Raw genomic sequence first — 14964 nt, forward strand, 5'->3', positions numbered from 1 at the left:
ACGAAGCGCGTGCCCGCGACCACCACCCACCCGGACGCGTCCTACAGGTCGAGCCGGCCCACCAGATTGCGGGCCCGCTCGGCCAGGTCCGTGCGAACCACCACGTCGTAGCGCGACGCGACGATTTGGCTCGTCGAGACGAAGTCCCGGCGCCCGCCCATCGCCTTGTAGCCCAGCCAGCCGAACAGGGCACCCGCCGCGATGCCCCAGACCAGACCCATCAGCACCAACCAGAGCCAACCGTGCGCCCGGACCGCGAAAATGCCCAGGAACAGCCCGATCATCAGGCCGAACCAGGCGCCACTGGCGGCGCCGGACGCCGCCGCCTTGCCCGCGGTGAGCCGGCCGAGCACACTCTCGACCAGCCGCAGGTCGGCGCCGACGATCGCGGTGTTCTGTACCGGGAACTCGTGGTCGGACAGGTAGTCGACCGCCCGCTGGGCCCCCGCGTAGTTCGGATACGACGCGATCACCAGGCCGGTGTCGGCGAGGTCGGGACCGGGCCCGCCGGCGCCCGGAGGGAGATTCTGCTGACCGAACATGGGTGTGCCGCCTCGCCTGGATGCCGGGTGGTGGTCGGTTGGTGTCGGTTGGTGTCGGTTGGTGTCGGTTGGTGGGTCGGGTGGTGGGTCGGGTGGTGCTTCGACCCGGACCGGGTACCCGGCGATATTCGTGACAACACGTGACGATCACCCGAAGAGCCGACTAGTCCGACAGCACCTCGCGCACCGCGTCGGCCACCGCGTCCGGCCGGTCCGACATCACGAAGTGCGCCGAGTCGTCCAGCACCTCGCAACGCCCGCGCGGGGACAGGTTCGCCAGGGTGCGCAGCGCGCGCACCCAGCGGGCCCGGGCGGCCAGGCTCTCGTAGCCGCCGGCGGCGGCCAGCACCCGCAACGGCACGTCCGGGAGCGGTGCCACCCGGCGCAGGTCGGCGAGTTCGGCGGCCACGTCGAAGTAGGTGGTGTTCTCGATCAACGCGGTCGCGAAGAACCGGCCCGACCCGTACGCCCCGCGCACCCAGCGCGCGTCCGCCACGTCGCGGTGTCGGCGCGACTGGGTGAACAGGATCGACCGGCGCGCCGCCGGGCCGACCGCGTGGGCCAGCCCGCTGACCCGCATCGCTCCCCCGGTCACCCGCGCGGCCCGGACCCGGGCCCGGCGGGCGGGCCGCCGCCTGGGCTTGTCCTCGTTGCTCGGGTCCACCAGCACCAGGCCCGCGGTGCGCTCGGGGTACATCCGGGCGAAGCCCTCGACGTGGAACGCACCGAGCGAGTGGGCCAGCAGGACGTAGGGACCGGGCAGCGCGAGCGCGTCGGCCAGCGCGGCGATCCGATCCGCCTCGTGCACCAGGGTCGGCGGTCGCGGGTCCGGCTCGGAGTAACCCAGGCCCGGGCGGTCGAACCGGACCACCGTGCAGTCGGCCGTCAGCAGCGGCACCACCGGATCCCAGTCGAACCACGCGCCGCCGAGCCCGCTGGTGGCGATCACCACGGGGCCGGACCCTTCGCGGACCACGTGCAGGGCGGTCCCGTCGATCCGAACGAATGCGCCGGGCGGTACCGGTACCGGGCGTTTCACGGCCATGGCGGGCTCCCGATCACTGGCGGTTACACATTTCGCCATCATCGGCCGCACCCCGGGCCCGCGCCCGCCGCGACGCGACCGCTACCGCCAACCGGAGCGATACCGGACCCGGTTGGTCGCACGGCGCCCGTGCCGCCGACCGGGCACGCGTCGTACCCCGCCCCGGGGATCCGCGGGCGGGGTACGACGGGCCCGGGGCGTCAGCCCTTGAGCTTGTAGTCCTCCAGCAGGCGCCGCCCGATGATCATCTTCTGGATCTCGGCGGTGCCCTCGCCGATCAGCAACATCGGCGCCTCGCGGTAGAGCCTCTCGATCTCGAACTCCTTCGAGAACCCGTACCCGCCATGGATCCGGAACGCGTCCTCGACGACCTCCTTGCAGTACTCGGAGGCCAGGTACTTGGCCATCCCCGCCTCGAGGTCGTTGCGCTCGCCGGCGTCCTTCTTGCGCGCCGCGTTGACCATCATCGCGTGCGCGGCCTCGACCTTGGTGGCCATCTCGGCCAGCTTGAACTGGATCGCCTGGTGGCCGGTCAGCGGCTTGCCGAAGGTCTCCCGCTGCTGCGCGTACCGGATGCCCAGCTCGAAGGCGCGCTGCGCGACCCCGCAGCCGCGCGCGGCCACGTTCACCCGGCCCACCTCGACGCCGTCCATCATCTGGTAGAAGCCCTTGCCGGGCACCCCGCCCAGGATCCGGTCGGCCGGCACCCGACAGTTGTCGAGCACCATCTCGGTGGTGTCGACGCCCTTGTAGCCCATCTTCTCGATCTTGCCGGGGATGGTCAGGCCCGGGCGCGTCTCGCCGAAGCCGGACTCCTTGTCGATCAGGAACGTGGTCATGTTCCGGTAGACCGACTCCTCGCCCAGCTCGGTCTTGGTGAGCACCGCGACCAGGTTGGCGCTGCCACCGTTGGTGAGCCACATCTTCTGGCCGTTGAGCACGTAGAACTCGCCGTCCGGCACCGCCTTGGTGCGGATCGCCGAGACGTCCGACCCGCAATGCGGCTCGGACATCGAGAACGCGCCCCGGATCTCGCCCTCGGCCATCTTCGGCAGGTAGTACGCCTTCTGCTCGTCGGTGCCGTGCTGCTTGATCATGTACGCGACGATGAAGTGCGTGTTGATGATGCCGGACACGCTCATCCAGCCGCGCGCGATCTCCTCGACCACGAGCGCGTAGGTCAGCAGCGACTCGCCGAGGCCGCCGTACTCCTCCGGGATCATCAGGCCGAACAGGCCCATGGCCTTCATGCCCTCGACGATCTCCGCCGGGTACTCGTCCCGGTGCTCCAGCTCGGTGGCGACCGGGATGATCTCCTTGTCCACGAAGGTGCGGACGGTGGCGAGGATCTCCCGCTGGACATCGGTGAGTCCGTCGGTCTGTGCGAGGCGGCCCATGGGCGGCGCTCCTTCCGTCTGCGCATGTCCGGGCCTCAGCCACCGAGGTCCCGGCCACGCTTCTGGTTGAGAGAGTTACCGGGGAGTATCCACGAGCGCGGCGAGTCGCGACAGAGGGGGTCCGTAACGCGGGCACGTCGATTTCGAACGCACTGACAGGCATACGGACCGGCGATCACCCAAGGTCAGAACCGCACTCCGGCGCGCCACACCCCGCACACCAGCGGCACCCCCGGCCGGTAGGCCAGATGTACGTGCGAGGGCGCGTCGAGTTCGACCACGTCGGCGCGCGCGCCCGGACGCAGCACGCCCACGTCCGTGCGGCGCAGCGCACGCGCGCCACCGGCGGTCGCCGCGTGCAGCGCCTGGTCCGGGGTCATGCCCATGTCGCGGACCGCGAGCGCGATGCAGAACGGCATCGACGTGGTGTAGCTCGAACCGGGGTTGCAGTCGGTGGACAGCGCGACGTCGACGCCGGCGGCGAACAGCCGGCGGGCGTCGGGGTAGACCGCGCGGGTGGAGAACTCGGCGCCCGGGAGCAGCGTGGCCACCGTGTCGCCGGCGGCGAGCGCGTCCACGTCGGCGTCGGTGAGGTGGGTGCAGTGGTCGGCCGAGGCCGCGCCGAGTTCGACGGCGAGTTGTACGCCGGGCCCGGGGCCGAGCTGGTTGGCGTGCACGCGCGGGATCAGGCCGCGGGCGGCGCCGGCTTTCAGGATCGCCCGGGCCTGGTCGCCGTCGAAGGCGCCGCGCTCGCAGAACACGTCCACCCAGCGGGCGTGCGGCGCACACGCGTCGAGCATCGGGCCGGTGACCAGGTCGACGTAGCCGGCCGCGTCGTCCGCGTACTCCGGCGCGACGATGTGTGCGCCCAGGTAGGTGGTCTCGGGGGTGAACGCGGACGCGATCCGCAGCGCGCGTTCCTCGTCCGCGACGGTGAGGCCGTAGCCGGACTTGATCTCGATCGTGGTGGTGCCCTGGCGGGCTGCCTCCGCGATCAGTCGTGCGGCGTTGTCGGCCAACTGTTCGTCGCTCGCGGCGCGGGTCGCGGCGACGGTGGTCCGGATGCCGCCGGCCCGGTACGCCTGGCCGGACATCCGCGCGTCGAATTCGGCGGTGCGGTCGCCCGCGAACACCAGGTGCGCGTGCGAGTCGACGAAGCCCGGGTGCACCGCGCGCCGCTGGGCGTCGTGCCGGGTGTCGGCGTCGGGGGCACTCGCGGCGGCCCCCACCCACGCGACCCGGTCGCCGTCGAGCACGAGCGCCGCGTCGCGGATCAGGCCGAGCGGGCCCGATCCCAGGTCCGGGTCGTTGGTGACCAGCGAGCCGATGTTGGTGATGAGGGTGGTGGCCACGCGCGAGTGGTCCCTTCGGTCCGAGGTGGAGTGGCCGCTTCAAGGAGGAGGCGGCCGTGGATCAGCCGAACAGCCCGTGCACGGCCGCGGTCAGCGCCTGCGGGACCGCGTCCACGAGTTGGTGCACGCCGTCGCGGACGATGGTGCGACCGCCGACCATGACGTGCGTGACGTCGCTCGCGGTGGCCGCGAACACCGCCGCCTCGGTGGCCAGACGCGGGACCGTGCCGGCCAGGCGGACCGAGTCCAGGCCGATCGTGGTCAGGTCGGCCAGGGCGCCGGGCTCGATCCGGCCGGCATCGGCCCAACCGAGCGCCCGATGGCCGGTGGCGGTGGCGTACGCGAGCAGCGCGGCGGAGGTGAAGTGGCCCCGCTGCCCGGTGCGCAGCCGTTCGTCGAGTTCGACCGCGCGGGCCTCCTCGAACAGGTCGATCACCGCCTGGCTGTCGCTGCCCAGGGACAGCGGCACGCCCGCCCGGGCCAGCTCGCCGGCCGGACCGATGCCGTCGGCGAGGTCGCGTTCGGTGGTCGGACAAAAGCACACGCCCGCACCGGCCCGGGCCAGTGCGGCGATGTCGGCGTCGGTGAGGTGGGTCGCGTGTACCGCCGTCGCGTGCGCGCTCCAGAAGCCGTGCGCGTCCAGCAACCCGGTGGGGGTGAGCCCGTGATGCGCGACGCACGCCGCGTTCTCCGCGGGCTGCTCGGACAGGTGCACGTGCACCGGGACACCCGCGGTACGGGCGGCCCAGGTCGCGTAGTCGTCCTTCGCGGCGAACGCCCGGACCGAGTGGACGGCGGCGCCGATCCGGGTGTTCTCGTCGCCGCGCAGCGCGCTCCAGCGCTGGTACCAGGCGTCCGAACCGCCGTCGCCGAACCGACGCTGCACGCCCTCCAACGGCCGATAGCCGTCGGCGGTGAGGCCGCCGTGCAGGTAGCAGGTGTCCAGCAGGGTGATCCGGATGCCGGCCTGGCGGGCCGCCTCGATCAGCGCGTAGCCCATCGCGTTGGGGTCGCGGTACGGGGTGCCGTCCGGGCCGTGGTGCAGATAGTGGAACTCGCCGACGGAGGTGATCCCGGCCAGGGCCATCTCCGCGTACACCGCCCGGGCGAGCGCCAGGTAGCTGTCCGGGTCCAGCCGGCCGGCCGCCTGGTACATCTGGTCGCGCCAGGTCCAGAACGTGCCGGTGCCGGTCTGGGTGCGTCCGCGCAGCGCCCGGTGGAAGGCGTGCGAGTGGGCGTTGGCCAGGCCCGGCAGGGTCAGGCCGGGCAGCACCGAGGCGCCCGGGGGCACCGGGCGGTCGGGGGTGACCGACTCGATCCGGCCGTCCTCGATCGAGAGCACCACGTCGCGTTCGATGCCGGTGCGGGTCTGCACCAACTCACACCAGTACTCGCTCACCCGAGATCCTCGCTCATCAGGTCGGCCACCACGTCGGCGAGCGCCGTGACGCCCGTCAGGCAGTCCACCATCTCGGCGCGTTCCGCCGGCGAGTGCGACACGCCGGTCGGGTTGCGCACGAACAACATCGCGGTGGGCACACGCGCGGACAGGATGCCCGCGTCGTGCCCGGCGCCGGTGGGCAGGATCGGCGCGCCGCCGAGCCGCTTGGCGAGCCGGTCGCGCAGCGAGCCCTCGAACTCGACGACCGGGGTGAACGACTCGCGGGTGACCCGCACGTCGACCCCGTCCCGGTCGCCGCGCTCGGTGGCGGCCCGGATGATCTCGGCGACCACCTCGTCCAGGGTGTGCTCGTCGGCGGCCCGCGAGTCGAGCCAGCCGCGCACCTCGGAGGCGATCGCGTTGGCCGCGCCGGGGCGCGCGTCGACCTTGCCGAAGGTGGCCAGCGCCCCGGAGAGGTGGGCCTTCTTCCGGGCCGCGAGCACGGTGTTGGCGTAGGTCAGCATCGGGTCGTGCCGGTCCTCCAGGCGGGTGGTGCCCGCGTGGTTGGCCTCGCCGCGGAAGTCGAACCGCCAGCGCCCGTGCGGCCAGATCGCCGAGGCCACGCCCACCGCGCGATCGCGGTGCACCAGGTCGCGGCCCTGTTCGACGTGCAGTTCGACGAACGCGCCGACCCGGCCCAGCCGTTCCGGATCGGCGCCGATCCCGGCCGGATCGAACCCGGCCCGCTCCATCGCGTCGCCCAAAAGGATCCCGTCGGCGTCCCGCAGGGCCCGCGCCTGATCCGGCGTCAGCACCCCGGCGGACAACCGCGATCCGACGCACGCGACGTTGAACCGGGCGCCCTCCTCGTCGGCGAAGTTGACGATGCCCAGCGGCCGCGCCAAGTCGGCGCCGCGCTCGCGCAGCAGGTCGAGTGCGGCGAACGAGGAGACCACGCCCAGCGGCCCGTCGTAGGCACCGCCGTCCGGCACCGAGTCCAGGTGGCTGCCGATCACGATCGCGTCGGCGCCGGGCGCGGTCCACGCCCACTGGTTGCCGTTGCGGTCCTCCTCGTAGCTCAGATTCCGGTTCTCGGCCTGCTCGCGAAACCACGCGCGGCACTCCGCGTCGGCGCCGGTCCACGCGTACCGGCGGTAGCCGCCGGTCGTGGCGCGACCCACCGGAAGCAGGTCGCGCCACATCGCCTCGAAGCCGGTGCTCACGCGTCGCCTTCGCGCATCGGCACCCGCACGTCGCGCTCGTCCGCGACGTCGACCGCACGGTCGTAGCCGGCGTCCACGTGCCGGATCACGCCCATGCCGGGGTCGTTGGTGAGCACTCGGCGGATCTTCTCGCCCGCCAGCGGTGTGCCGTCCGCGACGGTGACCTGACCGGCGTGGATCGAGCGGCCGATGCCCACCCCGCCGCCGTGGTGGATGGACACCCACGAGGCGCCCGAGGCCACGTTGACCATCGCGTTCAGCAGCGGCCAGTCGGCGATCGCGTCGGAGCCGTCGAGCATGCCCTCGGTCTCCCGGTACGGGCTGGCCACCGAGCCGCAGTCGAGGTGGTCGCGGCCGATCACGATCGGCGCGGCCAACTCGCCCGAGGCGACCATGTCGTTGAACCGCTCGCCGGCCTTGTCCCGCTCGCCGTAACCCAGCCAGCAGATCCGCGCGGGCAGCCCCTGGAAGTGCACCTTCTCCTGGGCCAGCTTGATCCAGCGGGCCAGCGACTCGTTCTCGGGGAACAGGTCGAGCACGGCCTTGTCGGTCTTGGCGATGTCGCGCGCGTCGCCGGAGAGCGCGGCCCAGCGGAACGGGCCCTTGCCTTCGCAGAACAGCGGCCGGATGTACGCCGGGACGAAGCCGGGGAAGTCGAACGCGCGGGTGTAGCCCGCCAGTTGCGCCTCGCCGCGGATCGAGTTGCCGTAGTCGAAGACCTCGGCGCCCTTGTCCTGGAAGCCGACCATCGCCTCGACGTGGCGGGCCATCGACTCGCGGGCGCGCTCGGTGAACTCGGCGGGCTTGGTGCGCGCGTACTCGGCCATGTCCTCGAACGCGACGCCGACCGGGAGGTAGGCGAGCGGGTCGTGGGCCGAGGTCTGGTCGGTGACGATGTCGATCGGCGCGTCCATCGCGAGCAGTTGCGGGACCAGCTCGGCGGCGTTGCCCAGCAGGCCGATGGACAGCGGCCGGCGGGCGTCGCGCGCCTGGACCGCGAGCTCCAGCGCGGCGTCCAGCGTCTCGACCCGGGTGTCGCAGTAGCCGTGCTCGATCCGGCGGTCGATCCGCGAGGGGTCGCAGTCGATACAGATGACCACGCCGCCGTTCATGGTCACCGCCAGCGGCTGCGCGCCGCCCATGCCGCCCAGGCCGGCGGTCAGCGTGACGGTGCCTTCCAGGGTGCCGCCGAAGCGCTTGGCCGCCACCGCGGCGAAGGTCTCGTAGGTGCCCTGGAGGATGCCCTGGGTGCCGATGTAGATCCACGAGCCGGCGGTCATCTGGCCGTACATGGTCAGACCGGCCGACTCCAGCCGGCGGAACTCCTCCCAGTTGGCCCAGTCGGGCACCAGGTTGGAGTTGGCGATCAGCACGCGCGGGGCCCACTCGTGGGTCTGCATCACGCCGACCGGACGGCCGGACTGCACGAGCAGCGTCTCGTCCTGCTTCAGCGTGGTCAGCGTGCGGGTGATCGCCTCGAAGGAGCGCCAGTCGCGGGCCGCCTTGCCGGTGCCGCCGTAGACGACCAGCTTGTCGGGGTGCTCGGCGACCTCGGGGTCGAGGTTGTTGAGCAACATCCGCAGGGCGCCTTCCTGCTGCCAGCCGCGGGTGGTGAGCGTGCTTCCGCGTGGTGCGCGCACCTCGCGCGGTCCTGCGGTGTGGTCCGACATGGCGGCGCCCCTTCTGTCCCGATGCACGATTTCTGTATGAAAACATTCAGTCGCTTCGAGAGTGAATCTATCTGTTCCGCAAGGCGTCGCCAAGAGAGCCCCGGCCGCGCGAGCGAGCCGGCCCGGTGCGACATCGGGGGACTTGACCCATTCGGAGCCATTTCATGCCATCGGTGGTCGGCGCGCGGCGGCGCCGGGTAGCCGGACCGCATGGATCTGCAGGAGGTGCTCTGGGCGATCACCGCACTGGGCGCGTTCGTCGCCTTCGCCGGCCTGGTGATGCTGGTGCGCGGCCGCGGGCGTGAGCCGGGCGTGGTGGCACTGGTGGTGATGATCGGCGCGCTGTTGTGCACCGGCGGCTTCCTGCTCAGCATCCCGCGCTATCGGGACACCGCGCTGATCGCGGGCGGCGCGGCGCTCGTCGGCGTACTGGCCATGCTGGGCGCGATCTCGCTGATGCCGGCGGAGCGCGGCCCCGGCCGGCCGCCGACCCCCGAGCGGCACGTCTCGCTCGACAAGGATCCCCGGCGGCGTTAGGGCGCGTCCTTTGTCCCCGCCGGGCCGCTCACACGTCGAACAAGCCGCGCTCGCCCGCCTGTCGCTCGAACTCCTCCAGCCGAACCTGCGCCCGCGCGGGCTCGATGTCGCACATCGCCTGGAGCAGGATCTGCCCCATCAGGATCGGCGCGCCGTACGAATCGAAGACCAGTTGCGAGCCGACGCCCGCGACCAGCACCGCGTCGGACAGGGCCGCCGCCGGCGCGAACGGGCTGTCGGTGACAGTGACGATCCGCATACCCAGATCACGCGCGACCCGCAGGCCCTCGGCCAACTCGCGCGGATACCTCGGCAGCGCGAAGCACAGCAGGCCGGTCGCGCCCGCCGCGCGGGCCTGGTCGAGCCGGTCCACCAGGAGCGAGCCGCCCTCGTCCAGGACCCGCACCTCGGGCAACACCTTGGCCGCGAAGTAGCCGAAGCCGCGCGCGGGCGCCATGCCGGTACGCAGACCGAGCACCACCAGCGGGCGTGAGGGCGCCAGCAGCGCGGCGGCGCGCGCGATCGGGCCCGGGTCGGCGAGCTGCTCGGCCAGGCGGGTCAGGTTCGCGATCTCGGCGTGCACGGCGCCGACGTATTCGTTGCGGTCCACCTCGGCCGAGGATTCGGCGGTGGTGGGCAACCCGAGTTCGCGCAGGTGCCGGCGCAGCGCCGGATAGCCGTCGAAGCCGAGCGCGACCGCGAACCGGGTCACCGACGGCTGGCTGACCCCGGCGAGCTGGGCCACCTCGACGCTGGAGAGGAACACCGCCTCGCCCGCGTGCCGCACCAGGCAGTGCGCGATCCGGCGCTGGGTGGGGGTGAGCCGGTGGCGCTCGAAGAGGGCGAGCAGGCGGGCGGAAGGGCTCGCGTCGTCGTCGGCCACCGACATGTCTCCTCGTTGCTGGTCGTCGCTCGGCCGCGCCCGCCGCCGCGGCGGACGTGGTTCGGCACCGTGGACGTGGTTCGGCACTACGGGTGAACGCGGACCGCCACCGGAGCGGCGGTCCGCGTCGGACAATCCTGCCTGATCTGACGTGATGTCAGTTCGGCCCGCTCCGGATCAGTTCAGCTCGCCGGCCACCGAGGCGGCGGCCTCGACCACCTTGCCCGCCCGGACGAAGGCGTCCGCGGCCTCCAGGTCGGGGGCCAGGAAGCGGTCCGGGCCCACCCCCTCGCCGCCGCTCGCCCGCAGCGCGGCGATCACCGCGGCCGTGGCGGGCGCCGGGGCACCCAGGCCGGCGGCCACGCGCATGTCCAGGGCACGGGCGGCGGTGGTGAGCTCGATGGCCAGGACGCGGTTCAGGTTGTCGATCGCGCGGCGCAGCTTGCGGGCCGCGCTCCAGCCCATCGAGACGTGGTCCTCCTGCATCGCCGAGCTGGGGATCGAGTCCGCCGAGGCGGGCACCGCCAGCCGCTTGCACTCGGAGACGAGCGCGGCCTGGGTGTACTGGGCGATCATCAGACCGGAGTCGACCCCGGGGTCGTCGGCCAGGAACGCCGGCAGCCCGTGCGAGCGGGAGGGGTCGAGCAGGCGGTCGGTGCGGCGCTCGGCGATCGAGCCGAGGTCGGCCACCGCGACGGCGAGGAAGTCGAGCACGTAGCCGACCGGGGCGCCGTGGAAGTTGCCGTTGGACTCGATCCGGCCGTCCTCCAGGATCACCGGGTTGTCCACGGCGGAGGCGAGTTCGCGGTCGGCGACCAGCAGCGCGTGCGCGAGGGTGTCCCGACCCGCGCCCGCGACCTGCGGCGCACAGCGCACCGAATAGGCGTCCTGCACCCGAGGCGCCGCGTCCTGATGGTGCCCGGTCAGCGCCGAGCCCTGGAGCACCCGCAGCATGTTGGCCGCGCTGGCCGCCTGGCCCGGGTGCGGGCGGATGGCGTGCAGCGCCGGGTCGAGCACCCGGGAGGTGCCGAGCAGCGCCTCCATGGTCATCGCGGCGGTGATGTCGGCGGTGGTGAACAGGCGGGCGAGGTCGGCACCGGCCATCAACAACATGCCGAGCATGCCGTCGGTGCCGTTGATCAGCGCCAGCCCCTCCTTCTCCTTGAGCTCGATCGGCTCCAGGCCGGCGGCGGCGAGCAGTTCGGCGGCGGGTCGCACCACGCCGTCGCGGCCGGCCGCCTCGCCCTCGCCGGTGAGCACGAGCGCGCAGTGCGCCAGCGGGGCCAGGTCGCCACTGCAGCCGAGCGAGCCGAATTCGCGGACCACCGGCGTGATGCCCGCGTTGAGCAGCCCGGCCATGGTCTGCGCGACGATCGGCCGCACCCCCGTACGGCCCGAGCACAGGGTCTTGAGCCGCAGCAACATCAGCGCGCGGACCACCTCGTCCTCGACCCGGGGGCCCATGCCCGCCGCGTGCGAGCGCACCAGCGAGTGCTGGAGGCGGGTGCGCAGTTCGGGGCTGATGTGCCGGACGGCGAGCGCGCCGAAGCCGGTGGACACCCCGTAGACGGGTTCGGTGCGCGCGGCGAGTCCCTCGACCACCGCGCGGGAGCCGGCCATCGCCTTGAGCGCGAGGTCGGTGAGTTCGACGCGTGCGCCGGCGCGGGCGACCGCGAGGACGTCCTGCGGAGACATCCCGGCCTCGCCGATCGAGACGGTGGCGGGGGCGGTTTCGAGGGCGTTGTGCAGATCATTATTCACTCGAACATTATGTGCATGGATTGCGACAACGCCAGGGGCGGCTACCGTGCCGGATGGCGTTCGGGACGTTCGTGTCGTGCCGAACGTTCGAGTCGTACACCTCCGGAGCGAATCCGAGCGCCCGGAGCGGACCGAGGAAAGGCAGTGCCGTGGGTCGGGTCACCTCTCGCCACAAGGTCTTGCGGCTGGGCGGCGACGCACCGGCCGTCACCCGCACCGACACGCTCGTCGCCGAGGAGCCGCTGGACATCCGGATCGGCGGGCGCACCATCACGGTGACCATGCGCACACCGGGCGACGACTTCGACCTGGTCGCCGGTTTCCTGGCGGCCGAGGGCGTGGTCGGCGCGGCCGAGGACCTGGCCGCGATGCGCTACTGCGCGGGCACCGACGACGAGGGCCACAACACCTACAACGTGGTGGACGCGGTGCTCGCACCGCACGTGCCCGCCCCCGACCCGGGCCTGATGCGCGGGGTGTGGACGTCGAGCGCGTGCGGGATCTGCGGCAGCACCGGCATCGACGGGCTGCGCCGGATGTCCCGCTTCGACGTGCACGCGGACGAGGTACGGGTGGACGCCGAGGTGCTGTACGCGCTGCCCGATCGGCTGCGCGCGGCGCAGAAGGTGTTCGCCAGCACCGGCGGCCTGCACGCGGCGGGTCTGTTCACCGCGACCGGCGAGATGGTGTGCGTGCGCGAGGACGTGGGCCGGCACAACGCGGTGGACAAGGTGGTCGGCTGGGCGCTGCGTGAGGGCCGGTTGCCGTTGGCCGGACACGTGCTGATGGTGAGCGGACGGGCCTCCTTCGAGCTGACCCAGAAGGCCGCGATGGCGGGGGTGCCGATGATGGCCGCGGTGTCCGCCCCGTCCGGGCTGGCCGTGGACTTGGCCGCGGACGCGGGGGTGACCCTGGTCGGCTTCCTGCGCGGGCGCTCGGCCAATGTGTACAGCCATCAGGATCGGGTGACGGTGCGGCGCGGCGACCCGTCGGCCTGAGTGCGGAGACCGGCCCGGAAACCGACGACGGCCCGTTACTCCGGCAGCGAGGCGCCCCCGGTCAGCGCCACCGCGACCAGCGCGCGCAACACCGGGGCCAGGCCGGTGACGCTCAGACTCAGGTCGTCGGCGTAGATCTCGACCAGCCAGCCGCCCGCGGCGTTGCTGCCGCCGGCGGCGACCATCGCCTTGTAGCCGCCGACCAGGAGCAGGTCCTCCTCGGCCGGGTCGGTGCCCGGGTTGCCCAGTTCGGCGACGAAGCTGCCGCCCTGCACCGCGTCCGCCGTGGCCGGGTAGTGCGCCAGGTCGTATTCGGCGGCGACCGCGTCGTAGCGCGACCCCGATTCGCTCTGCACGCCGGTCAGTCGGTGGATCGAATAGCGCACGGTGCGCAGGACCCGGCCGCCCGGCGGCAGGTAGGACACCCACCAGGCGACCCCGTCCAGCATCCGGGCGAAGGTGTCGGCGACGATTTCCAGCCGGCCCAGGGTGTCCGCGCGATGCACGCTCTTGGGCTCGCGCTCGTCCAGCACGGCGAGCACCGCCGCGAGCAACCGGCCGGGTTCGGCGTTGTGCAGCGCGCCCCGGAAGCGGCGCCGGTCGCGGTGCGGACCGGGGCCCTCCGCCTCCGCCTCCTCCTGCGCCTCGCTCGCCAGCGACAGGGTCAGGTCGGGCTGCTGGCCGCGGCCGGCGACCACCGGCCGGGTCGAGCGGGAGCCCTTGGCCCGGTACTGCGCCGCGTCGGCGAGCCGGAACAGGCGATCCGCGCTGGTCACCGGGCCCACCGGGTCGCCGGTGGAGGCCACGCCGCAGGCCACGCCCTCGCCGTCGTGCATGCGCAGCGCGCGTCGACACAACTCCTCGGCGACCACGACCACGTCGTCCGGCGGATAGCCCTCGGCCAGTACACAGAACTCGTCGCCGCCGAGCCGGGCGGCCATCGCCCCCGGCAACATCGCGCCACACGCGGAGAGCTGGTCGGCGAAGCGCTCCAGGAGCCGGTCGCCGACGTCGTGCCCACGTTCGTCGTTGAGCCGCTTGAGGCCGTTGACGTCGCAGACGATCAGGCTGACCACGACGCCGTCGCGGTAGTGCCGGGCCATCGCCTCGTCCAGCCTGGCGTCGATCGCGCGTCGATTGGCCAGCCCGGTCAGCGGGTCGGTGAAGGCCAGCTTCTCGATCCGCTCGAAGTGTTCCGCCTGGGCCAGGCCGGCCGAGATCTGCGCGGCCAGCACCCCGGCGAACTCGGCGTCCACCGGTTCGAAGCGCGGCTGGTCGGCACGCCGGGCCAGATACAGCTCGCCCCACACCCGGCCCTCGACCATGATCGGCGCGACCACGCAGTCGTGCCGACCCCGGCGCAACATCGCCGCGACCCGCTCGGCGTCGCGCGCGTGCTCGGGATCGTCCACACAGCGCGACCACGTGGTCGGCCAGGCCGCGGACTCGATGATGTCCGGGAAGTCGGTGACCGGATACGTCTCCGCGGTGGGCAGCGGTTCCTCGCCCTCGGCGAGTTCGCCGTCGTTGACCAGCACCCGCAGCCGCCCGGTGTCCCGCTCCCAGACCGAGATCGAGGCGTGCGCGGCCTCCGTCGCCAGCCGCGCCTGGGTCGCGGACACCCGGACCACCTCGGAGAAGTGATGGGTCGTGGCGAGCGTCTTGGCCAGATGGATGATCGCGTGCAGCCTGCGGGCCGCGTCCGGGCCCTCGACCAGGGCGACGGGTTCCGGACACGTGTCTCCCGGCATGCCGGGCAGATCCTCGGGTGTGCCGCCCGAGCCCTCCGTTCCCGGAGCACTCGGATCGGGTCGCGAAGCTACGGTCCTCACCCCCAATCCACCAGCACCCAGACCAGAGGATATGTCATGTATTGCCCGATTAACCGCAACGTGCACCCGCGTCATGCCGCCACCTCGACGGGTCGCTGTTCGCGTGCGTTCCTGTTGTCGGCGCCGGTCGGCGCCGGCATCCGTGCTCGGATACCCGCGCGTAGGCCCGGGGGCTCGCTGCGATGCGAGCGAAGCGCTTGTATACCCCGGCTTCGCGTCCTGCGCACATTACTCCTGTGCCCGGAGCCCGCAACGCCCCGTGTCCGCTCCGTAGCGCAGCAGGGCGGTGGGCGGAGCGTGGTTGTGAAGAGAGCGTGGAGGGGTCCCGGGAGCGGGGCCGAAA

12 protein-coding genes are annotated in these 14964 nt (G+C 72.6%); 2 read left to right on the forward strand and 10 right to left on the reverse strand.

Annotated features, from left to right (window positions below; genetic code table 11):
* Nucleotides 1-41: 41 nt before the first annotated feature.
* The 7 genes from ACH4U8_RS05420 to hutU all read right to left on the reverse strand — a co-directional run bounded on the left by ACH4U8_RS05420 (nt 42) and on the right by hutU (nt 8610).
* The gene (locus tag ACH4U8_RS05420; protein WP_379990946.1) at nt 42-542 is read right to left on the reverse strand and encodes a general stress protein; all 501 of its coding nucleotides are present in this window, start codon (nt 540-542) and stop codon (nt 42-44) included.
* Between the two features lie 163 nt (nt 543-705).
* Nucleotides 706-1587, reverse strand: a complete 882-nt coding sequence (locus ACH4U8_RS05425) for an alpha/beta hydrolase (RefSeq protein ID WP_360308168.1) — start codon at nt 1585-1587, stop codon at nt 706-708.
* A 200-nt stretch (nt 1588-1787) separates the two neighbouring features.
* Nucleotides 1788-2984 carry an acyl-CoA dehydrogenase family protein gene (locus ACH4U8_RS05430; RefSeq protein ID WP_360308165.1) on the reverse strand — a complete coding sequence of 399 codons (1197 nt, stop codon included), beginning with the start codon at nt 2982-2984 and terminating at the stop codon, nt 1788-1790.
* A 185-nt stretch (nt 2985-3169) separates the two neighbouring features.
* Nucleotides 3170-4336: an imidazolonepropionase gene (gene hutI / locus ACH4U8_RS05435; protein WP_395775873.1), complete on the reverse strand. Its 1167-nt coding sequence runs from the start codon at nt 4334-4336 to the stop codon at nt 3170-3172.
* Between the two features lie 61 nt (nt 4337-4397).
* Nucleotides 4398-5735 carry a formimidoylglutamate deiminase gene (locus ACH4U8_RS05440; protein ID WP_395775874.1) on the reverse strand — a complete coding sequence of 446 codons (1338 nt, stop codon included), beginning with the start codon at nt 5733-5735 and terminating at the stop codon, nt 4398-4400.
* Nucleotides 5732-6919 carry an allantoate amidohydrolase gene (locus ACH4U8_RS05445; protein WP_360308381.1) on the reverse strand — a complete coding sequence of 396 codons (1188 nt, stop codon included), beginning with the start codon at nt 6917-6919 and terminating at the stop codon, nt 5732-5734. Before ACH4U8_RS05445 ends, ACH4U8_RS05440 begins: the two co-directional genes overlap by 4 nt.
* A 17-nt stretch (nt 6920-6936) precedes the next feature.
* Nucleotides 6937-8610, reverse strand: coding sequence for a urocanate hydratase (gene hutU / locus ACH4U8_RS05450; RefSeq protein ID WP_395775875.1), 1674 nt, complete (start codon nt 8608-8610; stop codon nt 6937-6939).
* A gap of 210 nt (nt 8611-8820) precedes the next feature.
* Between hutU and ACH4U8_RS05455 the strand changes: the two genes are divergently transcribed.
* On the forward strand, nt 8821-9147 hold the full coding sequence (locus ACH4U8_RS05455; RefSeq protein WP_379990948.1) for a hypothetical protein: 327 nt from the start codon (nt 8821-8823) through the stop codon (nt 9145-9147).
* Nucleotides 9148-9175: 28 nt separating this feature from the next.
* On the opposite strand, the gene ACH4U8_RS05460 is transcribed toward ACH4U8_RS05455, so the two are convergent.
* Together ACH4U8_RS05460 and hutH are read right to left on the reverse strand one after the other, a co-directional pair.
* Nucleotides 9176-10036 (reverse strand): MurR/RpiR family transcriptional regulator, encoded by an 861-nt coding sequence (locus tag ACH4U8_RS05460; protein ID WP_395775876.1) that lies wholly within the window; start codon nt 10034-10036, stop codon nt 9176-9178.
* 171 nt (nt 10037-10207) lie between these two features.
* Nucleotides 10208-11740: a histidine ammonia-lyase gene (gene hutH / locus ACH4U8_RS05465; protein WP_395776000.1), complete on the reverse strand. Its 1533-nt coding sequence runs from the start codon at nt 11738-11740 to the stop codon at nt 10208-10210.
* Between the two features lie 200 nt (nt 11741-11940).
* Between hutH and fdhD the strand changes: the two genes are divergently transcribed.
* Nucleotides 11941-12789: a formate dehydrogenase accessory sulfurtransferase FdhD gene (gene fdhD, locus ACH4U8_RS05470; RefSeq protein WP_360308144.1), complete on the forward strand. Its 849-nt coding sequence runs from the start codon at nt 11941-11943 to the stop codon at nt 12787-12789.
* A gap of 35 nt (nt 12790-12824) precedes the next feature.
* On the opposite strand, the gene ACH4U8_RS05475 is transcribed toward fdhD, so the two are convergent.
* Nucleotides 12825-14540, reverse strand: a complete 1716-nt coding sequence (locus ACH4U8_RS05475) for a sensor domain-containing diguanylate cyclase (protein ID WP_360308141.1) — start codon at nt 14538-14540, stop codon at nt 12825-12827.
* Nucleotides 14541-14964 lie beyond the last annotated feature (424 nt).

The sequence above is a fragment of the Embleya sp. NPDC020886 genome (assembly GCF_044333915.1).
GTDB lineage: Bacteria > Actinomycetota > Actinomycetes > Streptomycetales > Streptomycetaceae > Embleya.